General features: G+C 67.1%; 21 protein-coding genes. 8 read left to right on the top strand and 13 right to left on the bottom strand.

Annotation, left to right across the window (positions count from 1 at the left end; genetic code table 11):
• Nucleotides 1–11: 11 nt before the first annotated feature.
• The 11 genes from ccoG to CR152_RS26605 form a co-directional block, all read right to left on the bottom strand.
• Nucleotides 12–1,430 (bottom strand): cytochrome c oxidase accessory protein CcoG, encoded by a 1,419-nt coding sequence (ccoG, locus tag CR152_RS26555; RefSeq protein ID WP_099880027.1) that lies wholly within the window; start codon nucleotides 1,428–1,430, stop codon nucleotides 12–14.
• Complete coding sequence (gene ccoP, locus CR152_RS26560) at nucleotides 1,427–2,371, bottom strand: cytochrome-c oxidase, cbb3-type subunit III (RefSeq protein ID WP_099880029.1); 945 nt, start codon at nucleotides 2,369–2,371, stop codon at nucleotides 1,427–1,429. The genes ccoG and ccoP overlap by 4 nt, the downstream gene beginning before the upstream one ends.
• On the bottom strand, nucleotides 2,364–2,546 hold the full coding sequence (locus CR152_RS26565; protein WP_099880031.1) for a cbb3-type cytochrome oxidase subunit 3: 183 nt from the start codon (nucleotides 2,544–2,546) through the stop codon (nucleotides 2,364–2,366). The genes ccoP and CR152_RS26565 overlap by 8 nt, the downstream gene beginning before the upstream one ends.
• Before the next feature lies 1 nt (nucleotide 2,547).
• Complete coding sequence (ccoO, locus tag CR152_RS26570) at nucleotides 2,548–3,162, bottom strand: cytochrome-c oxidase, cbb3-type subunit II (protein ID WP_099880033.1); 615 nt, start codon at nucleotides 3,160–3,162, stop codon at nucleotides 2,548–2,550.
• Nucleotides 3,163–3,176: 14 nt separating this feature from the next.
• A complete protein-coding gene (gene ccoN / locus CR152_RS26575; protein ID WP_099880035.1) occupies nucleotides 3,177–4,604 on the bottom strand; it encodes a cytochrome-c oxidase, cbb3-type subunit I in 1,428 nt (475 codons plus the stop codon).
• A gap of 88 nt (nucleotides 4,605–4,692) precedes the next feature.
• On the bottom strand, nucleotides 4,693–4,869 hold the full coding sequence (ccoS, locus tag CR152_RS26580) for a cbb3-type cytochrome oxidase assembly protein CcoS (RefSeq protein ID WP_099880037.1): 177 nt from the start codon (nucleotides 4,867–4,869) through the stop codon (nucleotides 4,693–4,695).
• Entirely contained in the window at nucleotides 4,870–7,275 is a 2,406-nt protein-coding gene (locus CR152_RS26585; RefSeq protein WP_229413615.1) for a heavy metal translocating P-type ATPase, read from the bottom strand.
• A complete protein-coding gene (locus CR152_RS26590; protein WP_099880039.1) occupies nucleotides 7,272–8,027 on the bottom strand; it encodes a sulfite exporter TauE/SafE family protein in 756 nt (251 codons plus the stop codon). Before CR152_RS26590 ends, CR152_RS26585 begins: the two co-directional genes overlap by 4 nt.
• A 10-nt stretch (nucleotides 8,028–8,037) precedes the next feature.
• Nucleotides 8,038–9,468, bottom strand: a complete 1,431-nt coding sequence (gene hemN / locus CR152_RS26595; RefSeq protein WP_099880041.1) for an oxygen-independent coproporphyrinogen III oxidase — start codon at nucleotides 9,466–9,468, stop codon at nucleotides 8,038–8,040.
• Between the two features lie 38 nt (nucleotides 9,469–9,506).
• On the bottom strand, nucleotides 9,507–11,141 hold the full coding sequence (locus tag CR152_RS26600; protein WP_099880043.1) for a methyl-accepting chemotaxis protein: 1,635 nt from the start codon (nucleotides 11,139–11,141) through the stop codon (nucleotides 9,507–9,509).
• A 114-nt stretch (nucleotides 11,142–11,255) separates the two neighbouring features.
• Nucleotides 11,256–13,946, bottom strand: a complete 2,691-nt coding sequence (locus tag CR152_RS26605) for a bifunctional acetate--CoA ligase family protein/GNAT family N-acetyltransferase (protein WP_099880044.1) — start codon at nucleotides 13,944–13,946, stop codon at nucleotides 11,256–11,258.
• 173 nt (nucleotides 13,947–14,119) lie between these two features.
• Between CR152_RS26605 and CR152_RS26610 the strand changes: the two genes are divergently transcribed.
• The gene (locus tag CR152_RS26610) at nucleotides 14,120–14,950 is read left to right on the top strand and encodes a universal stress protein (protein ID WP_099880046.1); all 831 of its coding nucleotides are present in this window, start codon (nucleotides 14,120–14,122) and stop codon (nucleotides 14,948–14,950) included.
• On the opposite strand, the gene CR152_RS26615 is transcribed toward CR152_RS26610, so the two are convergent.
• On the bottom strand, nucleotides 14,913–18,947 hold the full coding sequence (locus CR152_RS26615) for a response regulator (RefSeq protein ID WP_099880048.1): 4,035 nt from the start codon (nucleotides 18,945–18,947) through the stop codon (nucleotides 14,913–14,915). The genes CR152_RS26610 and CR152_RS26615 overlap by 38 nt on opposite strands.
• 167 nt (nucleotides 18,948–19,114) lie before the next feature.
• On the opposite strand from CR152_RS26615, the gene CR152_RS26620 reads away from it, so the two are divergent.
• On the top strand, nucleotides 19,115–20,011 hold the full coding sequence (locus CR152_RS26620) for an alpha/beta hydrolase (protein ID WP_099880050.1): 897 nt from the start codon (nucleotides 19,115–19,117) through the stop codon (nucleotides 20,009–20,011).
• Nucleotides 20,012–20,023: 12 nt separating this feature from the next.
• Here the strand turns inward: CR152_RS26620 and CR152_RS26625 are convergent, their stop codons facing one another.
• Entirely contained in the window at nucleotides 20,024–20,635 is a 612-nt protein-coding gene (locus CR152_RS26625) for a PEP-CTERM sorting domain-containing protein (protein ID WP_099880051.1), read from the bottom strand.
• Between the two features lie 209 nt (nucleotides 20,636–20,844).
• Here CR152_RS26625 and CR152_RS26630 point away from each other — a divergent pair, with 209 nt between their 5' ends.
• The 6 genes from CR152_RS26630 (at nucleotide 20,845) to CR152_RS26655 (ending at nucleotide 26,823) form a co-directional block, all read left to right on the top strand.
• Nucleotides 20,845–22,014 carry a DUF5009 domain-containing protein gene (locus tag CR152_RS26630; RefSeq protein WP_099880054.1) on the top strand — a complete coding sequence of 390 codons (1,170 nt, stop codon included), beginning with the start codon at nucleotides 20,845–20,847 and terminating at the stop codon, nucleotides 22,012–22,014.
• Nucleotides 22,015–22,027: 13 nt separating this feature from the next.
• Nucleotides 22,028–23,350, top strand: coding sequence for a glycoside hydrolase family 18 protein (locus tag CR152_RS26635; protein WP_099880056.1), 1,323 nt, complete (start codon nucleotides 22,028–22,030; stop codon nucleotides 23,348–23,350).
• Nucleotides 23,347–23,904: a glutathione-regulated potassium-efflux system oxidoreductase KefF gene (gene kefF, locus CR152_RS26640; protein WP_229413617.1), complete on the top strand. Its 558-nt coding sequence runs from the start codon at nucleotides 23,347–23,349 to the stop codon at nucleotides 23,902–23,904. Before CR152_RS26635 ends, kefF begins: the two co-directional genes overlap by 4 nt.
• Before the next feature lie 25 nt (nucleotides 23,905–23,929).
• Nucleotides 23,930–25,738 (top strand): glutathione-regulated potassium-efflux system protein KefC, encoded by a 1,809-nt coding sequence (gene kefC, locus CR152_RS26645; protein WP_099880058.1) that lies wholly within the window; start codon nucleotides 23,930–23,932, stop codon nucleotides 25,736–25,738.
• Nucleotides 25,739–25,975: 237 nt separating this feature from the next.
• Entirely contained in the window at nucleotides 25,976–26,275 is a 300-nt protein-coding gene (locus CR152_RS26650; RefSeq protein ID WP_157778750.1) for a hypothetical protein, read from the top strand.
• Nucleotides 26,272–26,823, top strand: a complete 552-nt coding sequence (locus CR152_RS26655) for a hypothetical protein (protein ID WP_099880062.1) — start codon at nucleotides 26,272–26,274, stop codon at nucleotides 26,821–26,823. Before CR152_RS26650 ends, CR152_RS26655 begins: the two co-directional genes overlap by 4 nt.
• The last annotated feature ends 110 nt before the right edge of the window (nucleotides 26,824–26,933 follow it).

The following is a 26,933-nucleotide window of genomic DNA, read 5'->3' on the forward strand; positions in this document are numbered from 1 at the left end:
CCTTGTTTGCTTTATTTTGGCACGATGAACACGGCTTTTTCACGCACGCTGAGCGACGGGTCGTCCACCGCCGTCAGTTCGAACTCGATGTGGTTCGATCCGGGCGCCGCCGCGCCGCGCGCCGCCGCGCTGCGTTCGACCTGCACCCGCACCGGCACCGCGCGCGTGCTGGCGCCATCGAGCACGGCCTGGTCGGTCGTGGCCAGGCGCACCGAATCGATGCCCGACACCTTGATGCGGAAGGTATGCCCGGTTTCGGCGGTATTCATGATCTGCAGGCGGTACACGTTTTCGATCATGCCGTCGCCCACTTCGCGCCCCATCGAGCCGCGGTCACGGATCACATCGAGCTTGAGCGGCGTGCGCAGCGCCAGCGCGGTGCCGAAACCGGCCACGATCAGCACCAGCAGCGCGGTGTAGATCAGCACCCGGGTGCGCAAGATGCGCTGGCCGATGCGCCTGGCCGACCACTTGTTGTCCATTGCGTTGTCGGTCGAGTAGCGAATCAGCCCGCGCGACAGGTCGATCTTGTCCATCACGCCGTTGCAGGCGTCCACGCATGCGGCGCAGCCGATGCATTCGTACTGCAAGCCCTTGCGGATGTCGATCCCGGTCGGGCACACCTGCACGCACATATTGCAGTCGATGCAATCGCCCTTCTTTTTCGCGTCCTGCGGCGTGGCCTTGGGATTGAGCGCGCCGCGCGGTTCGCCCCGTTCCTGGTCGTAGGTGACGATCAGGGTGTCCTTGTCGAACATGGCGCTCTGGAAGCGCGCGTACGGACACATATATTTGCACACCTGCTCGCGCAGCCAGCCGGCGTTGCCGTAGGTGGCGAACGCGTAGAAGCCGATCCAGAACCATTCCCACGGTCCCAGCGCAAAGGCGCCGATATTCGACAGGAGCGAACGCACCGGGGCAAAGTACGCCACGAAACTAAAGCCCGTAAACAGCGCCACCACACCCCAGGCCAGATGCTTGGCGGTTTTGCGTGCCAGCTTGTCGGCGGTCCAGGGCTGGCGGTCGAGGCGGATGCGGGCGCTGCGCGCGCCTTCGATTTTGCGCTCGATCCACATGAAGATCTCGGTGTAGACCGTCTGCGGACAGGCAAAGCCGCACCACACCCGCCCCGCGATGGCGGTGACGAGAAACAGAAGGTAGGCGGCGATGATCAGCAGCGCCGCCAGGTAGATGAAGTCCTGCGGCCACAACACCATGCCGAAGATGTAGAACTTGCGCGCCCCGAGGTCGAACAGGACGGCCTGGCGGCCGTTCCAGTTCAGCCAGGGCAAGCCGTAGAACACCAACTGGGTGATCCACACGCACGCCCAGCGCAAGCTGGCATAGCGCCCCTTCGCTTCGCGCGGATAGATTTCCTCGCGCGCGGCATACATCCGGATCACAACCGGCTTGGCGGCGGCCTCTGTCATTTTTGCGCCACCCCGGGCGCCGCCGCCAGGCTCGCCGGCGCCGGATCGTTGGACAGGCTCCATACATAGGCGGCCAGCACGTGGACCTTGGATTCGCCCAGGAACTCGTGGAAGGACGGCATGGTGTTGGTGCGGCCCTTGCGGATCGTTTCCATGATCGTCTCGGCGCTGCCGCCGTACAGCCAGACCTTGTCGGACAGGTTGGGCGCGCCCAGTGCCTGGTTGCCGACGCCGCCGGCGCCGTGGCAGGCGATGCAGGCGCCGAACTTCGTCTTGCCGAAGGAGACCTTGATCGGATCGGCGGTCAGCCCGGACAGGCTCTTGACGTAGTGCGCCACGTTCTCGATATCGGCTTCCGAGCCGACCGCCGCGCCCATCGGCGGCATCATGCCGTTACGGCCCTTCATGATGGTCGCCTTGATCACCGAAGGCTCGCCGCCGTACAGCCAGTCCTTGTCGGTCAGGTCGGGATAGCCCTTGTTGCCGCGCGCGTCGGAGCCGTGGCACTGCGCGCAGTAGGTCAGGAACATGCGCTCGCCGATCGCGTGCGCCTGCGGGTCGGCCGCCACCGCTTTCAGATCCTGGCTGGCGTATTTGGCGAACAGGGGACCGTAGTCGGCATCGGCCTTGACCAGTTCTTCCTGGTAGGCGCCGCTCGACTTCCAGCCCAATTTGCCGGCGTAGCTGCCCAGCCCCGGGTACAGCACCAGGTACACCAGCGCGAACACGATGGTGATGTAGAACAGCCACATCCACCAGCGCGGCAGCGGCGTATTGAGTTCGGTCAGGTCTTCGTCCCACACGTGGCCGGTGGTGCCGTCGCTGCCCGGTTCGACCTTGTGGGTCGACTGGGACCACAGCAGCACGCCGCAGCCAAGGATTGCCAGCACCGTGATGACGATGATGTACAGGTCCCAGAAACCGCTGGTGAAATCAGCCATGACCGCTCTCCCCCGCGTTGTCGCCGGCATCGCCCGCAAACGGCAGCGCCGCCTGCGTCTCGAAGTCCTTGCCGCCCTTGAGGACGAAGGTCCACAGCAAGATGCCGAGGAAGGTGGTGAAGCTGATGACGGTCATGATGCTGCTCGCGCTGTCAAAAATATGTTCGATTGCCATGTCAGTTCCTCGTCTTGATCTGGATGCCGAGGCCCTGCAAATAGGCGATCAGGGCATCCTGCTCGGTCTTGTCGGCCAGCGTGGCCGGGGCCTGGGCGATGTCTTGTTCCGAGTACGGCGTCGACAGACGCTGCAGGGCGCGCATTTTCGGAATCACCTCGGCCGGCACCAGCCGGGTCTTGGCCAGCCACGGATAGCCGGGCATGTTTGACTCCGGCACCACGTCGCGCGGGTTGTCCAGGTGGGTGCGGTGCCATTCGTCGCTGTAGCGGCCACCGACGCGCGCCAGGTCGGGACCGGTGCGCTTGGAACCCCACTGGAACGGCCGGTCGTAGACGAATTCGCCGGCCACCGAGTAGTGGCCATAGCGCTCGGTCTCGGCGCGGAACGGACGGATCATCTGCGAGTGGCAGTTGTAGCAGCCTTCGCGCACGTAGATGTCGCGGCCCACCAGGCGCAGCGCCGAATACGGTTTCAGTCCGGCCACCGGCTCGGTGGTCGATTTCTGGAAGAACAGGGGAACGATTTCCACCAGGCCGCCGAAGGAAACGACCAGTAAAACCAGTCCGATCAGCAGCCAGGGATTCTTCTCGATCAATTCATGTGAAAATTTCATTGCAAGCTCCGGATTCAGGCGTGTGCAGGTAAAAGGGTGGGAATGCGCGCGTCTTCGCTGACGGTATTGCGCATCGTCCGGTACGTGTTATAGGCCATCAGCAGCATGCCGGTCAGGTACAGCAGGCCGCCGCCGACGCGGATCACGTAGTACGGATAGGTCGCCTTGACCCCTTCGACGAAGGTGTACGTCAAGGTGCCGTCGCTATTGACCGCGCGCCACATCAGGCCCTGCATCACGCCGGCGATCCACATCGAGGAGATGTACAGCACGATGCCGATGGTCGCGACCCAGAAGTGGGTGTCGATCAGGCGCACGCTCCACATTTCCGTCTTGCCGGCCAGGCGCGGGATCAGGTAGTAGATCGAACCCATGGTGATGAATCCGACCCAGCCCAGGGCGCCGGCGTGCACGTGGGCGACGGTCCAGTCGGTGTAGTGCGACAGCGCGTTGATGGTCTTGATCGACATCATCGGGCCTTCGAAGGTGGCGATACCGTAGAACGACAGCGACACGATCAGGAATTTGAGGATCGGGTCCGAGCGCAGCTTGTGCCAGGCGCCCGACAGGGTCATGATCCCGTTGATCATTCCGCCCCACGATGGCGCCAACAGGATCAGCGAGAACACCATGCCGATCGACTGGGTCCAGTCGGGCAGCGCGGTGTAGTGCAGGTGGTGCGGTCCCGCCCACATATAGGTGAAGATCAGGGCCCAGAAGTGGACGATCGACAGGCGGTACGAGTACACCGGGCGCTCGGCCTGTTTCGGAATGAAGTAGTAGACCATGCCCAGGTAGCCGGCGGTGAGGATGAAGCCGACCGCATTGTGGCCGTACCACCATTGAATCATCGCGTCCTGCACGCCGGCGTAGGCCGAGTAGGACTTCCAGAACGAGGCCGGCATGACCGCGCCGTTGACGATGTGGAGAATCGCCACGGCCAGGATATACCCGCCGAAGAACCAGTTGGCCACGTAGATGTGCTTGACCTTGCGCTTGACGATGGTGCCGAAGAAGACGATCGCGTAGATCACCCAGACCACCGTGATCAGCAGCGCGATGGGCCATTCCAGCTCGGCGTATTCCTTGCCGCGCGTGAAACCCATCGGCAGCGTGATGGTGGCCAGCACCAGGATCGCCTGCCAGCCCCAGAAGGTCATCATCGACAGCGTGTCCGAGAACAGGCGCACCTGGCAGGTGCGCTGCACCACCCAGTACGAGGTCGCAAACAAACCGTTGATGCCGAATGCGAAAATGACGGCGTTGGTATGCAGCGGACGCAGACGCCCGTAGCTTAACCAGGCGATGTCGAAATTGAGGGCCGGCCAGGCCAGCTGCGCGGCGATGAACACGCCGACCAGCATGCCGATCACGCCCCAAAAGACGGTGGCGATCGTGAAGTACCTGACGATCTTGTTGTTGTAATTTAAAGCTCTGTCCACAAAGGCTCTCCTGAGAATGCAACGATGACAGCAGAAGAGTAAATTTCTGGAGATCAAAAATCCTTGATGTGAATCAAAAACGCCGGAATCACGCAAGATCGTTGCGTGGCGCTTTCTCAACCGGCTCGTCGTCGTCGAGCAGGATGCGCATGCCGGGACCATCGAGGTCGTCGAACTGGCCGCTGTCGGCCGCGCCAAAAAACACCCACACCGCCAGCACGACGATGAAGACGCTCAGGGGGACCAATAGATACAAGGATTCCATTCAACCGGCTTTCATGCGCCGCAGGCGCAGGGCGTTAATGACGACCACCGCGGAACTGAGCGACATGCCCGCCGCCGACAGCCACGGATTGATCAGGCCAAAGGCGGCCGCGGGGATCGCCACGCAGTTGTAGATGCTGGCCCAGGCCAGGTTCTGGCGGATGATCCTGAGCGCGCGCGCCGCGCCGGTGGCGGCTTCGTCGAGCGCCGATAATCGGCTGGAGAGCAGCACGCAGTCGGCGCTCAGTTGCGCCAGCGCCGCCCCGCCGCCCATGGCGAACGACACATCGGCCGCGCGCAGCACGGCGGCGTCGTTGATGCCGTCGCCAACCATCGCCACCACCGCACCCCGCGCCTGCAACTGCTTCACGAAAGCGAGCTTCTGCTCCGGCAGCTGCTGGCCGATGGCGATATTGATACCGAGCGCCGCGCCGGTACGGCTGACAACACTCTGGTCGTCGCCGCTTAAAAGAATGACAGTCTGGCCACGCGCCTTGAAGCGGCGCACCACGTCAACCGCATCGGCGCGCAGCGCGTCGGCCAGTTCGAAGCGCGCCAGCACGATGCCGTTGGCACCCAGGTAGACGTTGCTGACGTCAGGCCCGGCCGCCGCTGGCGCGGCACCGGCGTAGCCGTCGCGCCCGAGGCGATAACGCACGCCGTCGATCACGCCTTCCACGCCCTGCCCCGCCTCGCTATGCAGCTCCCCGGCGTGCAGTTCCGCGCCAGGTGCCGCATTGCGGATCGCCAGCGCCAGCGGATGGGCGCTGCCCGCCTCCAGTGCCGCCGCCAGTTGCAGGCAACGCTCCCGGTCAAGACTGGCCAGCGGCTCCACGTGGCGCAACAGCGGCCGGCCTTCGGTGAGGGTGCCGGTCTTGTCGAAAACGATATGGGTGGCGCGCTGCAGGGTTTCCAGCACGTGCGGCTGCACCACCAGCACGCCGCGCCGCACCAGCGCGTCGGTGGCGGCGGCCAGCGCGGTCGGCGTGGCCAGCGACAGCGCGCACGGGCACGACACCACCAGCACCGCAATGGCCACCTGCCAGGCGCGCGCCGGGTCGACCATCTGCCAGCCGACGAATACCGCCACCGTCAGCAGCAGCAAGCCCGCCACGAACCAGGCGGCCACCTTGTCGGCCCACTGCGCGATCTGCGGCTTGCCCTGGCCGGCTTTCTCCACCAGCTTGACCAGGCGCGCCAGCGTGCTGTCGCTGGCCACGCGGGTCACGCGCAGCACGATGGCCTGGGTGGTGTTAATCGCCCCGCCGGGCAGTTCGTCGCCCGGCACGCGCGCCTGGGCGCGGCTTTCGCCCGTTAACAGGGCCAGGTCGACATCCGACTGCCCTTCGAGGATGATGCCGTCGGCCGCGACCGCGCTGCCCGGTTCGACCAGGATCACATCGCCCTCGGCCAGGCTGGCGGCGGCGACCATGGTGGCCTGGCGCGAATCGGGCCAGGCGGCCAGGCGCTGCGCCGCCGCCGGCAAGGCGCGCTGCAGGTCTTCCAGTGCGCGCGCCGCTTTGCGGCGCGCCATCAGTTCGAGGTAGCGGCTGGCCAGCAGCAGGAAGATGAACATCGTCACCGAGTCGTAATACACTTCGCCGCTGCCGCGCAGGGTGGCCACGACGCTGGAGCCAAAAGCGGCGCCGATGCCGATGGCGACCGGCAGGTCCATGCCCGGCATGCGTGCGCGCAGGCTGGCCCACGCGCCTTTGAAAAACGGCTGGGCCGAGTACAGCACGGCCGGAATGGTCAGCAGCAGCGAGGCCCACTGCATCAGGGCGGCCATCGGCGCGTCCATGGTGCCGTCTTCGGCAATGTAGGCCGGCAGCGCGTACATCATCACCTGCATCATCGACAGCCCGGCCACGAACAATTGGCGGAACTGCTTCTTGCGGTTGCGTTCGAGCTGGGCGCCATGCTGCGCCGCTTCGTACGGGTAGGCGGTGTAGCCGATGCCGCGCAAGGCCTGGACGATGTCGCTCGGCTTGCAGGCGGCGGCGTCCCACGTCATGTGCAGGCGCTCGGTGGCCACGTTGACCTGGGCCTCGCGCACGCCCGGCAGGCGCGCCAGGCGCCGTTCGATCAGCCACACGCAGGCGGCGCAGCGGATGCCGTCGAGCGAAAACACGCCTTCACGCCCCTCCCCCGCCGTGGCGGGAGCGGCGCTGTCGTACAGCGCCAGTTCGGGCGGCACCAGGTCGACGCCCTCGGCCCGGTCGGCGAACACGCTGCGGGTGCGGTAGTAGTCGGCCAGGCCGCTGTCGACAATGCCTTGCGCGACCGCTTCGCAGCCAGGGCAGCACATCGGACGCGGCTCGCCGTCGATGCGCACCGACCAGCTGGCGCCCAGCGCCACCGGCAGCCCGCAGTGGTAACAGGCGGCGCTGAATGGCTGCGCGCTCAATGCACGCCTCCCGTGATGCACAGCGCGTCGAGCCAGCTGCCCTGGCCACCGGTGGCGGCGCGCACGAGGCCCAGCAGGCCGAATGCCAGCACGATCAAGCCGGCGCCGACGCGCACCGCGCGCGTTTGCAGCGCCGCGCGCAGGCGCTCGCCCGCCATGCCCATGGCCAGCAGCATCGGCAAGGTACCCAGGCCGAAGGCCAGCATGACAATCGCACCCTCGGCTTTGGTCCCGGTGAACATGGCCGTCATCAGCACGCTGTAGACCATCCCGCACGGCAGCCAGCCCCACAGTGCACCCAGCGCCAGCATCTTGAGCGGACGATCGATCGGCACGATGAAGCGCATCAGGGGCCGCGCGCGCTGCCACAGGCCCTGCCCCAGCGCTTCCAGCTTCGCCAGGCCGCGCCAGGCGTCCATCAGGTACAGGCCGAGGATCACCAGCATCAGGTTGGCCAGCCAGTAGCCGCCCGCCTGCACGGCGGTCAGCCCGGCGAGGGTGCGCGCGCCGCCGGCAAGGCCGCCGGCCAGCGCGCCTGCCGTCATGTAGCTGGCGATGCGGCCGGTGTTATAAGCCAGTACGCGCGCCATGCCATCCGTTGCCGCGCGCTGTGTCATGACGGCCACCGGAAACGGCCGCGCCGCCACAGGCGCCGCCGAAAACGCGCTCACGATCCCGCCGCACATGCCGACGCAGTGGACGCTGCCGAGCAGGCCCACCATGAATACCGGGATCAGGTTCAATGCGCTCACCCGTGCCCCATCAGATCGTGCGCGAATATGAGGTCGACCCGCGTGGCGCCGGGGCGGCCTGCTGAAGATAGCGGTCGAACACCATGCACACGTTGCGGATCAGGAGGCGCCCTTTCGGCGTCACGCTCAGCCACTCGGGACCGATGGTCACCAGGCCGTCGCTTTCCAGCACCTTGAGGCGTTCCAGTTCGGGCGCGAAGTAGGCGGCAAAGGCGATCGGGTAGCCCTGCTCGATGGACGGCATCGACAGCTCGAAATGGCACATCAGCGTCTGGATGATGGTGCGGCGCAGGGCGTCGTCCATGCCCAGGCGGATGCCGCGCGCGACCGGCAGCTCGTTCTTGTCGATCAGGTCATAGTAGGCGTCGAGCGTCTTGACGTTCTGGCTGTAGGTGGCCGCCACCGCGCTGATGGCCGACACGCCGCACGACACCAGGTCCATGTCGGCATGGGTCGAATAGCCCTGGAAGTTGCGGTGCAGCCGGCCCTGGCGCTGGGCCACGGCCAGGTCGTCGTCCGGCTTGGCGAAATGGTCCATGCCGATGTAGACATAACCGGCCTGCTCCAGCCGGCGGATGGCCAGGCCCAGCATGTCGAGCCGCTCGTCGGGACTCGGCATGTCCGCCTCGTTGATGCGGCGCTGCGGCTTGAACAGGTGCGGCATGTGGGCATAGTTATAGATGGCGATGCGGTCCGGATCGGCCTTGATCACCTTCTCGATGGTCTGCGCCATCGTAAACACGTTCTGCTTGGGCAGGCCGTAAATGAGGTCGATGCTCACCGAGCGAAAGCCCGCTTCGCGCGCCGCATCGATGACGGCCTGGGTTTCGGCCTCGGGCTGGATGCGGTTGACCGCCGCCTGCACCGCCGGATCGTAATCCTGCACGCCCAGGCTGACCCGGTTGAAGCCCTGGCGCCGCAGGCTGAGCACGCGCTCGCGCGAGACCGTGCGCGGATCGATTTCGATCGAATACTCCCCCGTGCCGTCGGGGGCGAACTGGAACCAGCGGCGCAGGTGCTCCATCAGTTCTTCCATCTGGGCGTCGGTGAAGTAGGTCGGCGTGCCGCCGCCCAGGTGCAGCTGCTCGACCTGGTTCATGCCGGCGAACAGCCTGCCCTGCATTTCGATTTCGCGTTTCAGGTAGCCCAGGTAAGTCACCGCCTTGTCGTGGTTCTTGGTGACGATCTTGTTGCAGGCGCAGTAGTAGCACACCGATTCGCAGAACGGAATGTGCAGGTACAGCGAGAGCGGCTTGAGCGAGCCGCGCGTGCGCAGTCCGGCCACCGCCTGCAGGTAGTCGCGGTAGCCGAAGGCCTCGCTGAAACGGTCGGCGGTCGGATACGAGGTATAGCGCGGGCCGTTCTGGCTCAGTTTGCGGATCAGCGCGGCATCGAAATCGAGGGGACGCGGGTTGGCGATGGGGATAACGGTATGCGGCATGGTGGTAGGCTCCTGGCTATGGGGACCGAGTGTAGGGATCAGGGCTCGCGAAATCCTTGACCTGCATCAAAAACGGCTGAGTCGGCCCGGCTTGGCCGATTCGCACGCACGCCCCTCACCCGGCTCTCGCCACCGAACTTGAACACCGAGATCGCCTGCGCCAGTTGCCCGGCCTGTTCGGCCACGCTGGCGGCGGCGCCGGCCGATTCCTCGACCAGCGCGGCGTTCTGCCGGGTGATCCGGTCCAGCTGCGCCACCGCCTCGTTGACCTGGGCGATGCCGCTCTTTTGCTCCACGCTGGCGCGCGTGATGTCGCTCATGATGGTGGTGGCGCGCCGCACCGATTCGACCACGCCGGCCATGGTGCCGCCGGCTTCCTCGACCAGGCGGTCGCCGTTCCTGACCTTGGCGACCGAGTCCTCGATCAGGTGCTTGATGTCGCTGGCGGCGGCCGCCGAGCGCTGGGCCAGCGCGCGCACCTCGCCCGCCACCACCGCGAAGCCGCGTCCCTGCTCGCCGGCGCGCGCCGCTTCCACCGCGGCGTTCAACGCCAGGATGTTGGTCTGGAAGGCGATCCCGTTAATCAAACTGATGATATCGACAATCCTGGCAGCCGAATCACTGATCTGGCCCATCGTCGCGCCCACCTGGGCCACCGCCTGGCCGCCCTTGCCGGCGACGCTGGACGCCGACAGCACCAGCTGGTCGGCCTGCAGCGCGCGCTCGGCGTTGTCGCCCACGGTGACGGCGAACTGCTCCATGCTGGAGGCGGTTTGTTCCAGGCTGGACGCCTGCGACCCGGTGCGCGCGGCCAGATCGGCGTTGCCGGCCGCGATGTCGCGCGTGGCCGTGCCGATCGAAGCCACGTTGGTGCGCACGTCGCCGATGATGGCGCGCAGGTTGAGCGTCACCTGGCGCAGGCCGCGCAGCAGCTGGCCCATGTCGTCGGTGCGCTCGTTGGCGCAGGCGAACGACAGGTCGCCCCCGGCCAGCGCCTGCACCGCCTCGGCGGCCTGCCGCATCGGTACCACGATGGCGCGCCGCAGGGCCACCCAGCCGCCCAGCGCCAGCAGCGCGCCGAACGCGCCCAGGCCGGCCAGCATGACGCTGCCGGACGCCGCGCCCAGGCCCGCTAGCAGCATCGCCAGAGACGCCATCAGGATGCCGATCCGAACGCCGATCGGCAGATGGAAGGCGGCGCGCACGCGCGCGGCGATGCCGGTGCGCGCCGCGGCGCCGTCGACAATGGCCAGGCCATCGGCACGCCCTTCCTTGAAGCGCTGGTACAACTCGCCGGCGCCCTCGATCTGCGCGCGCGTGGGACGCGTGCGCACCGACATGAAGCCGGCCACCTGGCCGTTTTCCTTGACCGGGGTGACATTTGCCACCACCCAGTAAAAGTCGCCGTTCTTGCGCCGGTTTTTCACCACGCCGGTCCAGGGACGGCCTGCCTTCATGCTGCGCCAAAGGTCGGCGAAGGCGTCGGCCGGCATGTCGGGATGGCGCACCAGGTTATGCGGCTTGCCCAGCAATTCGTCCCCGGCGAAGCCGCTGACCTCGATGAAGGACGCATTGACGTAGGTGATGATGCCCTTGGTGTCCGTTTTCGAGACGATGGACTGGCCTTCGCGCAGCGCGTATTCGATCCCTGTCACCGGCAGATTATTGCGCATGGAGATACTCCTTTTGCCCTGAAGCATTAATTCGACAGGGGGAGTCTAGAGAGCTTGGTGACCGAAATCCTTGATTTGCATCAAAAACGCCCGGGCGGCCGGGGTACCGGCAGTCTACAAGGGTAGCCGCATATGCACCGAGCCATCTTCGGCCGCCTTGCTGATCTCGAACCCGAGCTTGCGCGCCAGTTTGGTGATGCGGGTGTTTTGCGGCAGCGCCTCGCCCACGATCTCGCGCGTGCCGCGGCTGCGGCAGTAGGCGATCAGTTTTTCCATCAGCGCCCGGCCCAGTCCCTGCCCTTTCAGGTCGGAGCGCACCGTCACCGCGAATTCGGCGGCGACGTTATCGGGGTCGCACACCACGCGCGCCACGCCGAGCGTTTCGTTCACCCCATCCGGCCCCGGGCGCGTGGCGATGAACGCCATCTCGCGGTCGTAGTCGATCTGGGTGAAGCGCGCCAGCTGCGAGGCATTGAGTTCGCGCACGCGCACGAACATGCGGTAGCGCACATCGTCGTCGCTCAGGGCATTGAAGAAGCTCACGTGGGCCGGGCCATCCTCGGGCTGGATGGGGCGCAGCAGCAGCGGCGCGCCCTGCCAGTCGATGCGCTCTTCCAGCTCGTGCGGATAGGGCCGGATCGCCAGCCGGTCCAGGGTGCTGGCCGACTGGCCGGCAATCGCCACCCGCATGCGCGCGTCGAGCGCCAGCGCGCCGTCGCTGTCGACCAGCAGCGGATTGATGTCCAGCTCCACCAGCTCGGGCAGGTCGGCCACCATGTGCGAAATGCGCATCAGGGTGGCGATGATGGCGTCCATGTTGGCGGGCGGGCGGTTGCGGTAGCCGGCCAGCAGCCTGGCCACGCGGGTGCGCGAAATCAGGTCGCGCGCCAGCACCACGTTCAGCGGCGGCAGCGCCACCGCATGGTCGGCCGTCACCTCCACCGCGATGCCGCCCTGCCCGAACAGGATCACGGGGCCGAACACCGGGTCGGTGGCCACGCCGATGATCAATTCGTGGGCTTCGGGACGGCGCGCCATCTGCTGCACCGAAAAGCCTTCCAGGCGCGCCTGCGGCTGCAGTTCGGCCAGGCGCTTGTTCATGCGCTGCGCCACCGCGCGCACCGCGTCGGCGTCTTCCAGGTCGAGCGCCACGCCGCCCATGTCGCTCTTGTGGGTGATGTCGGGCGAGAGGATCTTGAGCGCGACCGGAAAGCCGATCTCGCACGCCGCCGCCATCGCTTCCTCGACCGAGGCCGTGCTGCGCGTCTGCACCACGGCCACGCCGTAGGCGGCCAGCACCGCCTTGGTTTCCGGCTCGCTGAGCAAGGTGCGCCCGGCCGCCAGCGCGGCGCGCACCAGCGCGCGCGCCGAAGTCGGATCGGCCGCGCCATCGGCCACCGCGTCGTCGCAGGCGGCCGGCGGCACCTGCATCAGCAGGTTCTGGTTGCGCCGGTACTGCACGATCTGCAGATAGGCGCTGACCGCTTCCTCCGGCGTGCCGAAGCTGGGAATGCCGGCCTCGGTGAAAATCGCGCGCGCTTCTGCCACGGCATCGCCGCCCAGCCAGCACGCCAGGATGTTGCGCGACGATGCCTTGGCCAGCGGCGCGATCGCGCGCGCGATGTCGGCACTGGGCACGATCGCCGTCGGCGCGTGAATGAACAGGATGGCGTCGGCCTGCGGGTCCTGCAGCACGATGTTCAGGGCGTCGACGTAGCGCTGGGCCGGGGCGTCGCCGATGATGTCGACCGGGTTGGCGCCCGACCAGGTGGACGGCAGCACGGCGTCCAGCCTGGCGACGGTGTCCGGCGCGAGCTGCGCCATGCTGCCTTTGCCGCTCACCACGGCGTCGGTCGCCATCACGCCGGGGCCGCCGCCATTGGTGAGGATCACCAGGCGCTCGCCGAACAGCGGCCGCGCGTGCGCCAGCGTCGCCACGGCGGCGAACAGGTCTTCGGTAGTGAGCACGCGCAGCATGCCGGCGCGGCGGATGGCGGCGTCGTACACGTCGTCGGAGCCGGCCAGCGCGCCGGTGTGCGAGGCGGCAGCCTTGGCGCCCTCGGCCACCCGGCCCGCCTTGAGCACCAGGGTCGGTTTGCTGCGCGCGGCGGCGCGCGCGGCCGACATGAACTTGCGCGCATGGCGCACGTCTTCCATGTACAGCAGGATGGCGCTGGTGTGCGGGTCGCTGGCCAGGTAGTCGAGCAGGTCGCCGAAATCGATGTCGGCGCTGTCGCCCAGCGAAATGAACTTGGAAAAGCCGATCCCGCGCGACTTGGCCCAATCGAGCACGCCCGTCACCAGCGCCCCCGATTGCGACACGAAGGCGATTTTTCCGGGCAGCGCGCCGGTATGCGCGAAGCTGGCATTGAGGCCAATGCCAGGCACCAGCAGGCCGACGCAGTTCGGCCCCAGGAGGCGCAAGGTGTAGGGCCGGGCCGCGTCCAGCGCGGCCTGCCTGAGCGTGCGCCCCTGGCTGTCGTGCAGCGCGCTCAGGCCCGCGGTCAGGATGATGGCAGCGCGCGTGCCCGCTTCGCCCAGCTGGCGCACCAGGCCCGGCACGGTGGCCGGCGGCGTGCAGATGATGGCCAGGTCCGGCGCCGCGGGCAAGGCCGACACGCGCGCGTACACGGGCAGCCCGGAGAGGGTGTCGTACTTGGGATTGACCGGATAGACCGCGCCGGTAAAGCCGCCCTCGATGACGTTGCGCAGCACGGTCGCGCCCACGCTGTTCGGGCGCGCCGAGGCGCCGATGATGGCCACCGACCGCGGTGCGAACAAGTGCTGCAGATTCCTGACGCTCATGGCGATCCCTTTTGATTGAGCCTGACGATGGGCGCACAGCGTAGACGGCCACGCCGGGGCCGCGCTTGATGTGCATCAAATATAACAAAACAAAGGTTTGCGCAGGCCGAACAACGCTGGACTGCGGCCGTGGCAGGGCCTACGCTGAAGTTTCCAAGCCAACAGGAGCTGCCATGCCGTACAAGACCATCCTCGTTCACGCCGATCATTCGCGCCACGCCGAAGCGCGCCTGCAGGCCGCCACCGCGGTGGCGGCGGACTGCAACGCCCATCTGGTGGGCGCGGCCATGAGCGGCGTCTCGCGCTATATCTACCAGGATGGCGGCACGGACCTGATGCAGACGGTGCTGGCCACTCACATGGAAGAACTGAACCGGCGCGCCAACGCCGCCCTCGACCACTTCGAGCGGGTCGCCGCCGGCGCCGCCGTGCGCTCGTTCGAGCGGCGCCTGGTCGACGACGAACCGGGCGCCGCGCTGGCGCTGCAGGCGCGCTATGCCGACCTGGTGGTGATGAGCCAGTCCGACCCGGACGATCCGGTCGCCCGCATGACGCCCGGCCTGCCCGAATACGTCATGCTGGCCAGCGCCCGCCCGGTGCTGGTGGTGCCGCACGCCGGCCGCTTTCCCGTCATCGGCAGCGAAGTGCTGGTGGCGTGGGACGCCAGCACCGCGGCCACACGCGCGCTGGCCAACGCCCTGCCGCTGCTCAAGCGCGCGCGCCGCGTCACGGTGGCGGTGTTCAATCCCGACGAAGCGCACGGCCAGCAGCCCGGCGCCGACATCGCCCTGTACCTGGCGCGCCACGCCATCAACGCCGAGGTCATGGCCCAGCACACCAGCATCGATGTCGGCGAAGCGCTGCTGTCGCTGGCGGCCGATGTCGACGCCAACCTGATCGTCATGGGCTGCTATGGCCATGCGCGGGTGCGCGAACTGCTGCTGGGCGGGGTGACCGCCACCATCCTCAAGTCGATGACGGCGCCGGTGCTGATGTCGCACTAGCACCAGCGGCGGCATCCTGCTGCGCCAGCCACTCGCGGGCCGCGTCCACCGCCGCATCGAGTTCGCGCGCGGCGCACAGGAACAGGGCCGCGGTGTCGCCGGCCGGCTCGCCCTTGAGCGACTGCTCCAGCTCCAGCGAGGCAGCCGCAAAGCGCTTGGCGCCGACGCTGCCGATCCCGCCGCGCAGCGAATGGAGCGCCATGGCCGCATCAAGGTCGCGCCCGGCGTCCCAGTGCACCCGCGCCTGGTCGAACTGATGGTGGCCCTCGCCCACCACGCGCCGCACCAGGCTGGCGACCGCCGCCAGGTGCTCCGGATTGCCTCTGGCGATCTCGATCAGTGGGCCGAGGCGCAGCACCGGCAAGGCAGGCGTCGCCGGCGCCGCCACCACCACCGCCGCTGCCGGCGCGCCCCCGCGCTCCAGCCCGGGCAGGTGGCGCACGATCGCCCTGAGCATCTCGTCGACCTCGATCGGCTTGGCGATGACGTCGTTCATGCCGGCGTCGGCGCAGGCGCGCCGCTCCGACTCGGTCACGCCGGCCGTCAATGCCAGCACCGGCAAGGTCAGGCGCAGGCCGGCGCGGATGCGGCGCGCCGCCGCGAAGCCATCCATCACCGGCATCTGGATATCCATCAGCACCAGGTCGTAGGCGCCCGGATTGGCGGCCAGCCGCGCCAGCGCCAGCTGGCCGTTGCCGACGATGTCGAGGCGCGCGCCCACGCTCTCGAGAATGCCGCGCGCGACCACCTGGTTCAGTTCATTGTCTTCGGCCAGCAGCAGGCGCACGCCATCGAGGCGCACCGTGCTGCCGGCGCCGTGCAGGGCCGTCAGCGCGCCGGCCGGACGCGCCGCGGCCTGGGCGCGCTGCACCAGCACTTCGTGCACGGTATCGAACAGGCTCGACCCGGTCACCGGTTTGCTGAGGATGGCGTCGGCCTGGCCGGCGGCGCCGCTGTCCATCAGCTTGCCGCGCCCGTAGGCGTTGACCATCAGGGCGATCGGCAGGCGCGCGGCCGGCATGCGTTCGCGCAGCGCGCGCATGGTGGCCGCGCCGTCCATGTCGGGCATCTGCCAGTCGAGCAGCACCACGTCGTAGTGGCGCTGCACGGCGGCGGCGCGCGCCACCATCTCGAGCGCTTCGGCGCCCGAGCCGGCCACCTCGGCTTCCCAGCGCCAGCCGGCGATGGTCTTGGACAGGTAGTCGCGGCTGGTGGCATTGTCGTCCACCACCAGCAGGCGCAGGCTGCCCAGCGGCGCCTCGGGGGCGCTGGCGTCATCCTGGTCGGGCGCCACGCGCAGCGGCAGGCTGACGGTGAATTCGCTGCCGCGCCCCGCCGCGCTATCGAGTTCGATGGTCCCTTTCATCATTTCGGCCAGGTGCTTGGAAATGGTCAGCCCCAGGCCGGTGCCGCCGAAACGCCGCGTGGTCGACGAATCGCCCTGGGTGAACGGCGAAAACAGGCGCGCCTGCTGCGCTTGATCCATGCCGATGCCGGTGTCGCGCACGCGGATGCGCAGGGTCAGGCGGTCGTCCTCGCGCGCGCTGGCGTCGACCAGCACGCTCACTTCGCCGTGCTCGGTGAATTTGATGGCGTTGCCGGCCAGGTTGACCAGCACCTGCTGCAGGCGCAGCGCGTCGCCCACCAGCGCGCGCGGCACGTCCGGCTCGACCCCGATCGCCAGGTCCAGGTCCTTGTCGCCGGCCGACACGCTCATGATGTCGGCCACCGCCGCCAGCACGTCGCCCAGGTCGAAGCGCGCTTCGGCCAGTTCCATGCGCCCGCCTTCGATCTTGGAAAAGTCGAGGATGTCGTTCATGATCCCCATCAGCGACTGGCCCGAGCTGCGGATCATGTCGAGGTATTTGCGCTGCTCGGGCTTGAGGTCCGTGTGCCCCAGCAGGTAGGTCATGCCGAGCACCGCGTTCATCGGGGTGCGCAGTTCGTGGCTCATGTTGGCCACGAATTCGCCCTTGGCGCGGCTGGCGGCCTGGGCGCGGTCGCGCTCGTGTTCGAGTTCGGTGGCGCGTGCCGCAATCTCGCCGGCCAGGCGGCGCCGCTCGCTGATGTCGCGCACGAACGCGTTGGCCACGTAGCCGTCGGCGGTATGGAAGGCGGCCACCGACATTTCGATCGGGATTTCACGCCCGTCGCGGCACAGGGCGGTCACTTCGAGCCGGTTGTTGATGACCGGTCCGGTGCCGCTGCGGGTGAACTGCAGGAAGCCCGCTTCGTGGGCGGCGCGCTGGGCCGGCGGGATGATCAGTTCCGACAGGCGGCGGCCGATGGCCTCGGCCGCGCTCCATCCGAAGGTGCGCTCGGCCTCGGTATTCCAGTCGGTGATGCAGCCATCGACGCCGATCGCGATGAAGGCGTCGTTCGAGTTCTCCAGAATCACCTTGATGCGGCGCTGCTCGCGCACCAGCTGGGCCAGCAGCGGACGCACCTGGATCAGCAGCATCGACGCGCCCAGCCCCACCAGCGCGATGAGCATGAGCATCAGGGTGTTGGCCTTGTTGCGCAGCGGCAGGTAGACGGTATCGAGGTTGCTCTTGACCACCACGCCCAGGCCGAACTCGCGGATCGGGGTGTAGGCGGCGAACACGGCCACGCCGCGCAGGTCGCGCGTGACCGTCACCCCCGTATTGCCCAGCAGCGCGTGATTGATCGGCAGGTTGACCTTGCCGTCGGGCTTGAGCATGGGAATGCGGAAGGTGTTCGGGTAAAAACGGGTGGGCGCGCACAGCGCATCCTTGCCGTCCAGGCTGCACAGCAGCACGTCGGACGAGGGACTGCTGGCGCGGATACCGGCCAGCAGGCGGTCCACGATCGGCAATTGCTGTTCGGCCAGCATGCGCCCGACCACGCGCCCGCCGTCGCGCACCTCGTTCTCGGTGGCCAGCACGTAGTGGCCGGGCCACAGCAGGCGGGCGCGCTGGCCGCCGGTGAGCAGCGGCTGCCCCGCACCCGTGCCAGGGTCGGTGAACACGCCGATGGAGGCGAGCACCCTGCCGTCGAGGCTCTCGAAACGCAGCGCGCTGATGCCGGCGTTCATGAAACTGCCGGCCGCCTGCAGCAGGGCGGCGCGCGCGGGGGCATCGTCGGCGCCGGCGGCCAGGCGCGCCACCGGCCCCGTGACCGGGGGCCGGCTGGCGATGGTGCGCGGGAACCACAGGCTGGTTTCGAGCGAGTTGCCGACGGTGGCGGCGCTGCTGACGGCCGACAGGCGCATATTGTCGGCAATCGATTCTTCGTAGCTATCGCGCATGGCGGCAAAACCGGCCGCGCCGGCGCTCACGGCCACCAGCGCCACCACCGCGATGGCGCGTGCGGTGATGCGGTTTTCCTTGTCCAGGACGTCGCCGCGCACGGTGACGGAATTGCGCAGCGACCACAGGCCCAGCCCCAGCACGCTCATCCCGACGGCGGTGGGCGTGACCATGGCGTTGTAGGCGGCCATCCGGTACAGCACTTCGAGCTTGAGGAAGTAGCCGGCCAGGGCCGCCAGGCCGAGCCCGGTCACGCCGGCCGCGCAGAAAGTCAGCAGGCCGGCCTGGCGCCGGCTGCGCCGCGGCAGGCGGATCAGGCGCAGGGCAATCCCGGCCAGCAGGAAGCCGATGCAGGTGTTCGGCGCCATGCGCCCGGGATGCGGGGTGCTGGCGGTGGGCGCGGTGGGCACGCGCACGAAGTCGATTCCCAGGTTCAGGCCGGTGATGTGCTCGACCAGCACCAGCGCGGGCAGCACCAGCAGCAGCAGCGCACAGGCGTGCCACAGCGGCCCGTGCCAGCGCTTCGGGCGGACCCGCGGCAGCACCAGGCAGCAGCACACGCCGGCGGCGATGAACAGAATCGGGCTGTTGATGCCCATCTGGGCCGAACCGGGGATCAGGGTGCCGATGGTGTTGCTGTTGAAAATCCAGCGCACCGCCACAAGCGTGCCCAGCAGGCCGACAAACAGGCCGGCGGTTTGTTCGGCCGAGAAGACGAATTTTTTCATGGGGAAGCCAGGGTGCGGACTGGTAAAGGTTACCACAGGAAAATGAGCGTAGCCACCGGCTCCGAGCGTTGTATTCCAGCCACGCGTATTGATGAGATCGTACTGTCGAGCTTGGTGGTTGTCTCTGGGCATCACGCCGGCGCCGGAACCCGGTTAAACTGATGCTTATGAACAATTCTCGAAAAGTCGCCGGCGTGGCCGGCATCGTCAGCGTGCTGTGGGTGGGCGTGACGGCGGCCATTGCCGCCAGCCAGCGCCGGCTGGTCTTCAATCCGACCGTCAAGCGCGAAGTCGACAATCCGCGCAGCAGCGGCCACCGCACGCGCGCCATCGTGCTGCGCGCGCGCGACGGCACCAAGCTGTCGGGCTGGCTGATGACGCCCCAGATTCCGGGTCCGCACCCGGCCGTGGTGTATTTCGGCGGCCGCTCGGAAGAAGTGTCCTGGGTGGTGCGCGATGCCGGCAAGCTGTTTCCCGGCATGGCAGTGCTGGCCGTCAATTATCGCGGTTACGGCAATTCGCATGGCGAGCCGGCCGAAGCCCACATGGTCGAAGATGGCCGCCTGCTGTTCGACTGGCTGGCCGAGCGCCCCCACGTCGATCCGCAGCGGGTGGCGGTGGTCGGGCGCAGCCTCGGTTCCGGGGTGGCGGTGCAGGTGGCGCTGGAGCGCCCGGCGCATTCGCTGGTGCTGATCACGCCCTACGATTCCATTCTGGCCATTGCCAAGCGCAAGTTCCGCGCGGTGCCGGTCGAGTACGTACTGCGCCACCGTTTCGAGTCGGTCAAGTACGCGTCCTCGCTGACCGCACCGACCTATGTGCTGCGCGCCGCCTTCGACGACATCGTGCCGCATTCGCATACCGACCTGCTGGTGGCCCAGCTGGGCAAGCTGCACCTGGACGAAACCGTGCCCGACTCGGACCACATGAACATTCCCTACCTGGAAGCGACCCAGGAGCGCATCGCCGCGTTCCTGAGCACCCGATTTGCCCAGCCGATCGGGGACATTCCACTGGCTACCGCCCTGCCCGCGCAAGCCGTCAGCGCCGGCAAGACGCTGTAAGGCGCGTCCGCTTCAGCGCTGGCGGCGCCGCGCCAGTACCAGTCCCAGCACCGCGGTCCCGGCCAGGGTCAGGGTCAGGCTGCCCGGTTCCGGCACCGGGCTGGGCGGAACGACATTTTCGAAGCGCAGATTGTCGAGCGCCAGCGCACCGTTGACGACCGGCAGGGTGCGAAACACCACGCGGTCGAAGCCGGACAAAAATTCGATGCCGATGAAGGACCCATCGATACCGTCGCCACCGGTGTCGAAGAAGGTGCTGCCGACCAGGGTATTGCCGAGGTAGGCGTCGACGAAGGTGTCATCCTCCGGATTGGTGCTCGCGTCCGCGCCGAGCCGCGTGATCACCGACGAAAACACGATGCTGCCGTCGATCTCGGGCGAGCCGTCGATGAACTTGATCGCCACCCGGCTCGGCGGCGCCGGCGAGGTCGCATACACGTCGAGGTCGAAATTGACGAAGGTCGCGCCGAGCGCCGCGTACTGGCTGCCGATCGGACCGGCAACGGCATCCTCGAAATCGATCAGGGTCGGTGCGGTGAAGCCGCCGGCGCCGATCACGCCGGCCTGCGCCGTTCCGGCCAGCAATAGCGCCGCGCAAGCCGCGGCGGTCATTTTACCTATCATATATTCTCCTTATTCTGATGAGCAAACCTGTAACCATGCGAAGCAATATGCGTACCCGCAACAAGTAGTCAATCTTTTCAGCGACTTAGCGCAACACAAACGGTTTCTCTTAGCTCGGCTGTAAAGAATGCCGACATGGCCGGTGATATAATCTTGTCTTCCGGACAGCTTCCCCAGCCGCCGGATTCGACAACCTACTCCCAGCGCCCATGCCTGTCCTGCTCAACGACCTGCCCCGGCAACGCATCCTGTCGGTCGACGCCTTTCGTGGCCTCACCTTCGTTCTCATGCTTTTCGTCAATTACCTGGCCGGTGCGCGCGGCGTGCCGGCCTGGCTGCTGCACGTGGACGGCGCGGCCGACGGCATGGGCCTGGCCGATATCGTGTTTCCCGGCTTCCTGTTTGCCGTGGGCATGTCGATTCCCTTCGGCGTGAACAGCCGCATCGCGCGCGGCGACGCCGCGCTGCGGGTGTTCGGCCATACGGCTTATCGCGCGCTGGCGCTGATCGTGATGGGCGTGTTCATGGTCAATGCCGAGTCCGGTTATAGCGAGCAAGCCATGCGCATGCCGATCGCGGCCTGGTCGCTGGCGTTCTACGCGGCCGTGCTGCTGGTGTGGGGCGTGTACCGTTTCGACCACGCCCTGCTCAACCGCTGCCTGCGCGCGCTCGGCGTGGCGCTGCTGGCGGCGCTGGCCCTCGTCTGGCGCGGCGCCGACGGCACCAGCATGATGACGCCGCAGTGGTGGGGCATCCTCGGCCTGATCGGCTGGGCCTACCTGGCCGGCGCCGTGCTGTACCAGCTGGCGCGCGGGCAACTGACGCTGCTGCTGGGCGCCATGCTGGCCTGCCTGAGCCTGTACATGCTCACCACCCGCAGCGGGGTCGGCACGGCGCTGGCCGGCCATGCCATCCACAGCCTCATCGTGCTGGCCGGGCTGGTATGCGCGCTGCTGTTTTTCGACGGCCAACGCCCTGCCGCGCCGCGCCTGCGCCATGGCGCCGCCTTCGCGGCCGTGCTGGCGGCGGCGGCCTGGGTGCTGCACCGCTGGTACCCGGTCTCGAAGATCGGCGCCACCCCGCCCTGGGCTTTGTATTGCGGCGCACTGTGCGTGGCGCTGTTCGCGCTGCTCTACTGGCTGGTGGAAGTGCGCGCGGCGCGGCGCTGGACGGTGCTGGTCGAACCGGCCGCGACCAGTCCGCTGATCACCTATCTGCTGCCGTTCGCCATCGGCGCCGTCATCAGCCTGGCCGGAGCCCACTTCCGGCCCGCCCTGGTCGAAGGCAACAGCGCATTGCTGGCCGCGGCCGTGTTTACAGCCACGATGGTGCTGGTGGTTGCGCGCCTGAACATACATAATTGCAAGCTCAAGATTTAAGCATGGAGGAACGATGTCGCACACAATCCGCATGAACAAGCTCAGCCGGGCCCTGGCCCTGGCGGCGGCCGTCGGCGCCGGCGCGGCGCATGCCGCCGGACCGGTCCAGGTCGGCTCGTACTACACGGCCTGGAGCACCGAACAAGGCTTTCGCCTGAAACAGCTCGACCAGGCCGGCGTGGCCGCCCGCTTCACGTTCCTGAACTACGCCTTCGCCAATCTGTACAAGATGCCGGACGACACCTACCGCTGCGACAGCGGGCGCGACATCAAGGATGCGGCCGACGGCGCCGGCATGCGCGCCACGCTCGACTACGCGCACCACTTCAGCGCCAGCGAATCGGTCGACGGCAGCGCCGACGGTCCATCCCAGCCGCTGGCGGGCAACTTCAACCAGTTGCGCCAGCTCAAGGCCAAGCATCCCAAGCTGAAAGTGATGCTGGCCATCGGCGGCGCCGAATGGTCGCGCTGGTTCTCGGCCGGCGCCGCCACCGCGCCGCTGCGGCGCGCGCTGGTATCGTCCTGCATCGACATGTACATCAAGGGCGACTTGCCGCTGCTCAACGGCCATGGCGGCAAGGGCGCCGCGGCCGGCCTGTTCGACGGCTTCGACATCGACTGGGAGTACCCGGGCGTGCCGCTGATGGCGTACAACACCATCAGCCCGGCGGACAAGCAGAATTTCACGCTGCTGCTGGCGGAGTTCCGCAGCCAGCTCAATGCGCTGGGCAAGAAGCAGCGCAAGAAATACTACCTGACGGCGGCCGTCAACAGCGGCGCGAAAACCACCGATGCCGCCGAGCCGGACAAGTACAGCAAGTCGCTCGACTGGATCAACCTGATGACCTACGACTTCACCGGCGGCTGGAACAAGCAGGGCCCGACCGGCTTTCACTCGAACCTGTACGCCGACCCGGGCAGCCCCGACACCGACAAGCAGAGCGTCCACACCGGCGTGCAGCGCTTTTTGAAGGCTGGCGTGCCGGCCAAAAAACTGGTCATCGGCGTGCCCTTCTACGCGCGCGGCTGGAGCGGCGTGCCGCCGGCGCGCTACGGCCTGTACCAGAGCGCGGGCGCCCCGGCGCGGGGATTCGAGGAAGGCACCGAGAAATACTCGACCCTGGCCCCGCGCAAGACGCCCAAGTTCTACCATCCGATCAGCAAGCAGCTGTGGACCTACGATAACGGCATTTTCTGGACCTATGACGATCCGCTGGTGATCAAGGAAAAGGCCGCCTACGTGCGCGACAACCGCCTGGGCGGCATGATGTCGTGGGCGCTGGACCAGGACGACACCGAGTTTTCGCTGTCCAAAGCCATGCTCGAGGCGCAGTGACGGCCGGCCCTCCGGCGCGCGTGCGCGAGGTCGTGGTCCTGTTCGCGCACGCGGCGCCGCAGCGCTCGCGCGTGAACCGCCGCCTGGCCGAGGCCGCGCGCAGCGTGCCCGGGGTCGAACTGGTCGACCTGTACGGCACCTACCCCGACTTTTACATCGACGTGGCGGCCGAGCAGGACAACCTGGCCGATGCCAGCGCCCTGGTGTTCCTGCAGCCGATCCAGTGGTACGGCATGCCGGCCCTGCTCAAGGAATGGGTCGACATGGTGCTGGTGCCCGGCTGGGCCTACGGCGCCGGCGCCAGCGCGCTGCAGGGCAAGGGTTTCTGGCTGGTGGCCTCGACCGGCAGCCCGCTTGATGCCTACGCGCCGGGCGCCACCCACGGCTACCCGTTCGAGGCGTTCCTGCCCCCCTATCGCCAGATTGCCGCCCTGTGCGGCATGGACTGGATCGACCCGCACATCCTGCACGCCGCGCACCGGGTCAGCGACGAGGCGCTGGACGCCCACGTCGACGCCTTTACCGCCCGCCTGACGGCGCTGGCCAGCGCCTGAATCCCCCTTAGAAAGCTTTGCGACGATGGAACACGGTTTGCTGCTTAACGCACTGATCTACCTGGCGGCGGCGGTGATTGCCGTACCGATCGCCAAAAAACTTGGCCTGGGCGCCGTCCTCGGCTACCTGCTGGCCGGCATCGCCATCGGCCCATGGGGGCTGGGCCTGATCGGCGAGGTCGAAGACATCCTGCACATTTCCGAATTCGGCGTGGTGCTGCTGCTGTTCGTGATCGGCCTCGAACTCGAACCGAAGCGCCTGTGGGCCATGCGGCGCGCCATTTTCGGACGCGGCGCGGCCCAGGTGCTGGGCGTGAGCGGCGCCCTGTGCGCGGCCGCCATGCTGGCCGGCATCGACTGGAAGGTGGCGCTGATTGCCTCCCTCGGGCTGTCGCTGTCGTCGACCGCGATCGCGCTGGCCACCCTGGACGAGCGCAACCTGATGACCACCCCGACCGGCTCGGCCAGCTTCGCCATTTTGCTGTTCCAGGACATGGCCGCCATTCCCATGATCGCCGTGGTGCCGCTCCTGGGCGTGGCCGCCGCCGAAGGGTCCGAACAGGGCTGGCTGGGCGCGCTCAAGGTGGTCGCCGTCATCGGCGGCCTGATCTTCGCCGGACGCCACCTGGTGCGTCCGCTGCTGCGCATCATCGTCAAGACCGGCCTGCGCGAGATCTTTACCGCGTTTGCGCTGCTGCTGGTCATTGCCATTGCGCTCCTGATGCAGTGGGTCGGCATGTCGATGGCGCTGGGCGCCTTCATGGCCGGCATGCTGCTGGCCGACTCCGAATACCGCCACGCGCTCGAGACCGACCTGGAGCCGTTCAAGGGCTTGCTGCTGGGGCTGTTTTTCATCGCGGTCGGCATGTCGGTCGACTTCGGCGTGTTCATGGCGCAGCCATGGCTGATCCTGGGGCTGGTGGCGGCCTTCTTGTGCATCAAGATCGCGGTGCTGTACGGGATCAGCAAGCTGGCCGAGATTCCGCGCAGCCAGCAGGCGCTGTTCGCCTTCATCTTGTCGCAGGGCGGGGAGTTTGCCTTCGTCGTGTTCGGCGCGGCCGAGGCGGCCAAGGTATTCAGCGCCGAGGTGGCGTCCATCCTGGTGGTCGTGGTGGCGCTGTCGATGGTGGTCACGCCGCTGCTGCTGATCGCGCACGACCGCCTGATCGCGCCGCGCTACCGCGCCGACAAGAAGCGCCAGGCCGACAAGATCGTCCCCAACGACGAGCATGTGATCATTGCCGGCTTCGGGCGCTTCGGCCAGATCGTCGGGCGCCTGCTGACCGCCAACGGCGTCAAGCTGACCGTGCTCGACCACGACCCGGACCAGATCGACCTGGTGCGCCGCTTCGGCAGCGAAGTCTTTTACGGCGACGTGACCCGCATCGACCTGCTGCACGCGGCCGGCGCGGCAAGGGCCCGCGCGCTGGTGGTGGCGGTCGACGATATCGACGACAGCCTGAAGCTGGTCGATGCGGTGCGGCGCGAGTTTCCCACCTTGAAAATCATGGCGCGGGCGCGCAACGTGACCCATTATTTCGACCTGCGCGACCGCGGCGTGACCATCATCCAGCGCGAGACGTTCGAAGCGGCGCTGATGCTGGGGCGCGATGTGCTGCACGAGCTCGGATTCGGCGCTTACCAGGCGCGCCAGGCGGCCAGCAAGTTCCGCATGTTCAACCTGCGCAGCCTGGACAAGATATATCCGTATTACAAGGACAAGGAACAGTTCCTGTCGGTGGCCAAGCAGGCGCGCGAGGAACTCGAAGCCATGTTCGCGCTCGATGCCGAACTGACCGCCGAGGAAAACAAGAATGGGTGGGATGGGACGTAGCCAGTGCCGGTCGCGCAGGAAAGGTCCTGGCACTGGTCGCCAATCTTCCACGGCCGCTCGCAGTGGCCAGCCATCTTGCAGGGAAATCGCGTCGATATTGAACCAGACCGGATGGACGTGGTCAAACGATGTAACAAGCCGCTCGCTGCCTGGGAAGGATCGCCCATGACTTGAGGTGCGCCTCTCTCGCACAGGACCGGCGGAATGGCTCGACTATCCCCGATAAAAAGGTGCACCATGGCATTCGTTATGGATAGAAAAACGCTGTTGGCAATCAACCGCCGTGCGGCCGAAATGCTACGCGAGATGGACAGGCGCGGCGACGTTTTCACATCCCCCGGGAAAGCGCCGCCCGGGCCATGCGATTCCGAGGCCGTCGCGGCGGACGCCGATCTGTGGCCGTCGCCAACGACCCAGTTCAGCCTTGAAGAAATACGGGAAGCGTTCAGGATTGCGAACAAAAGGCTCAACAGCATCTACGCAAGCGAGACCATCAAGGCCCGGGCGCTGCCGGACGACAGCGACGGATCGACATGACTACCCGCCAAAGCGTGTACAGCCTGCTGGTACCGGATCCGGGCGATACGCTTGCTTACACGCAATACAAGCAGCATAAGGTGGAAACCTGTTCAGAGATCGCGTCGTCCACGGGACGCGCACCCACGTCGGACGAGATGAGCGCCTTTGAACGCGCGGCGAAGACGCCGATGGGAATTGCCATGTATCAGCGACGGGCGGTGACCTTGGCAAATGCATTTCTTGACGCAACGCTTGAATCGAGAAAGGCGAGGCTGGAAGCCGAATTCATGACAACGGCGATTGGTCAACAGTTGGCCACGATCCTTGCCCATCAACGTGCACGCAAAGGCCTCATCGGCTGGCTCAAGGACGTGAGCGCCAATCTGAGCGTGAATGTCCTGACGATCCTGTTCATTGCAGCGCTGGTTTTCGGCTACCGTCTCCTTGATGGCTGGCTGAACCATCTGAGCACGCTCACAGGTGTCAGTTCCACTGAAAAATCCGGTCGGCCCGCGCTTGCCGACTGGGCCGGCGACCCTGTCATCGCCGCGTTGACCGGTACATAACGGCCCGACACTGCCCGCCGCGACGGCGGGCAGTAGCCCGCTGGCCCGCTTGCGGCCGATCACGTGTTGACGGCCCTGCCCCCTGCTTCATCCGTGCCAGCCTCGCTGTA

It is taken from the genome of Massilia violaceinigra (genome assembly GCF_002752675.1).
In the GTDB taxonomy this organism is placed as follows: Bacteria; Pseudomonadota; Gammaproteobacteria; order Burkholderiales; family Burkholderiaceae_D; genus Telluria_A; species Telluria_A violaceinigra.

Bases quoted from the DNA above. Each gene is read 5' to 3' on its own strand.
- CR152_RS26565 (WP_099880031.1), bottom strand. From the start codon at position 2,546: ATGGCAATCGAACATATTTTTGACAGCGCGAGCAGCATCATGACCGTC.
- kefC (WP_099880058.1), top strand. From the start codon at position 23,930: ATGGAACACGGTTTGCTGCTTAACGCACTGATCTACCTGGCGGCGGCG.
- ccoO (WP_099880033.1), bottom strand. From the start codon at position 3,162: ATGAAATTTTCACATGAATTGATCGAGAAGAATCCCTGGCTGCTGATC.
- CR152_RS26620 (WP_099880050.1), top strand. From the start codon at position 19,115: ATGAACAATTCTCGAAAAGTCGCCGGCGTGGCCGGCATCGTCAGCGTG.
- ccoP (WP_099880029.1), bottom strand. From the start codon at position 2,371: ATGGCTGATTTCACCAGCGGTTTCTGGGACCTGTACATCATCGTCATC.
- CR152_RS26605 (WP_099880044.1), bottom strand. From the start codon at position 13,946: ATGAGCGTCAGGAATCTGCAGCACTTGTTCGCACCGCGGTCGGTGGCC.
- ccoG (WP_099880027.1), bottom strand. From the start codon at position 1,430: ATGACAGAGGCCGCCGCCAAGCCGGTTGTGATCCGGATGTATGCCGCG.
- CR152_RS26635 (WP_099880056.1), top strand. From the start codon at position 22,028: ATGTCGCACACAATCCGCATGAACAAGCTCAGCCGGGCCCTGGCCCTG.
- CR152_RS26600 (WP_099880043.1), bottom strand. From the start codon at position 11,141: ATGCGCAATAATCTGCCGGTGACAGGGATCGAATACGCGCTGCGCGAA.
- CR152_RS26625 (WP_099880051.1), bottom strand. From the start codon at position 20,635: ATGATAGGTAAAATGACCGCCGCGGCTTGCGCGGCGCTATTGCTGGCC.
- CR152_RS26615 (WP_099880048.1), bottom strand. From the start codon at position 18,947: ATGAAAAAATTCGTCTTCTCGGCCGAACAAACCGCCGGCCTGTTTGTC.
- CR152_RS26650 (WP_157778750.1), top strand. From the start codon at position 25,976: ATGGCATTCGTTATGGATAGAAAAACGCTGTTGGCAATCAACCGCCGT.
- CR152_RS26610 (WP_099880046.1), top strand. From the start codon at position 14,120: ATGCCGTACAAGACCATCCTCGTTCACGCCGATCATTCGCGCCACGCC.
- ccoS (WP_099880037.1), bottom strand. From the start codon at position 4,869: ATGGAATCCTTGTATCTATTGGTCCCCCTGAGCGTCTTCATCGTCGTG.
- hemN (WP_099880041.1), bottom strand. From the start codon at position 9,468: ATGCCGCATACCGTTATCCCCATCGCCAACCCGCGTCCCCTCGATTTC.
- CR152_RS26655 (WP_099880062.1), top strand. From the start codon at position 26,272: ATGACTACCCGCCAAAGCGTGTACAGCCTGCTGGTACCGGATCCGGGC.
- CR152_RS26630 (WP_099880054.1), top strand. From the start codon at position 20,845: ATGCCTGTCCTGCTCAACGACCTGCCCCGGCAACGCATCCTGTCGGTC.